The sequence below is a fragment of the Phytohabitans kaempferiae genome (assembly GCF_042433955.1).
Taxonomy (GTDB): Bacteria; Actinomycetota; Actinomycetes; order Mycobacteriales; family Micromonosporaceae; genus Phytohabitans; species Phytohabitans kaempferiae.
Genome location: NZ_JBHLUH010000116.1, coordinates 1 through 1,405 on the forward strand (window position 1 = coordinate 1; position 1,405 = coordinate 1,405).

Annotated in this window: 1 protein-coding gene; it reads right to left on the reverse strand. The window is 69.1% G+C overall.

From position 1 onward, the window contains the following. The coding region (locus ACFFIA_RS42465) for an ISAs1 family transposase (protein ID WP_377263003.1) at positions 1-1,326 on the reverse strand (1,326 nt) is incomplete at its 3' end. Positions 1,327-1,405 lie beyond the last annotated feature (79 nt).

Here is a 1,405-nt window from a genome sequence, read left to right on the forward strand (position 1 = left end):
GCCGTAGACGGCGAAGGTGTCGGTGCGGTCGTGTAGGTCACGGCGGGCGTGGGCGATGTTCGCGCGTCCGGCGAGGCGGATGGTGTTGAGGGAAAGGTTGCGGAAGCTGGCCACGGCCCGCGGGGCGGTACCGGTACGCAGCTGGGAATTGTCTTCGTGGAAGGTCACGTCTCTGGTCCAATGTAGACGGTTCTCCACGGCCCAGTGTCCCCGGGCGTAGGCGTTGAGGTGTTGCGGGCTGGCCTGGTCGGCGCCGATGCTGACGATGCCGTGGATGATTTCTTTACTGGTGCGGACACCGTCGAGACCGCCGGTGTCACGGCGCAGCCGGAAGACTTGCCGGGCGCCGGGGAACAGCGTGTCGTTGCAGGCGGCGACGCGCAGGGTCCGGCGTTCGGTACGCCCGTGTCCCCGGTCGGCGGTGACGTCCATGCTGTCGATGAACTCGGTGTCGGTACCGGACAGCAGCCGTTGGGCGGCCTGGAGCGCGAGGGGCTGGTTTCCCTTCAAAATCAGCGTGTAGTGGGCCTTCAGCGGCCCGGTGATCAGGCGGGCGGTCTTCTTCGTGGTGTGCAGCGCGTCGAGGGTGAGCATCATCCCGGCCACGTCCAGGGGTGCCAGCAGGTCGGCGATCACCGCGGTCTCGCCGCGTTTGTCCGGGACCTGGCGTTGACCCAGGACTACCGCCCGGTCGTGGGTGACCGCAGCGACGAGGAACACCTGCCCGGTCGGGGTGCGGCTGCCGTGCAACAGTTTCCCGTCGATCGCGGCGGCGGGCAGCAGCCCGGCCGGCGCCGGGTGGGTCACGGCTCGTAGCGTGGCGCGGCGTTGCTCACGCTCGGCCGGCTCGTCGTCGCCGGCGGCGATGACCGGCGACGGCGCGTCGCCACGCACGACGTCGGCGGCGTATCCGCAGGTCGCCGTGTCGAGGGCATCGCCGTCCAGGCCGGCCAGGACTCGGCGGAAGGTGCGTTCGCTGGGCACCGTGTACCGGCGAAGTAGCGGGTTGTACCGGGCCCCGATGCGGTGCAGGACATCCTGTGGGGTCCGGGCCGCCCACTGCCGGATCGCGGTCACGGAGTCGTTTCCCACCACCAACGTGGCGCAGGCGGTCAGGACCAAGATGACCAGCAGCGGGTGTCGAAGTCCTCGTAACCGACGCGGGTCGGGTACCTGCCGGAGCCGGTCGAGCAGCGGCGACGCCACCGACAACGGGTCAGCAACCGCCGATTCCGCGCCGACCGAACCCACGGCGAGTTCGGCTTCCCACAGCGCCAGATCGGCGAGGTGGTCAACAACGGGGCCGATCGGGGAAGATGACGACACGAGCGCGGCTCCTGAGACGATCTTCTGGCGTAGACACCCGAAAGATCATCAGAGTCGCGCTCGTCCTGCAACTCCAGTC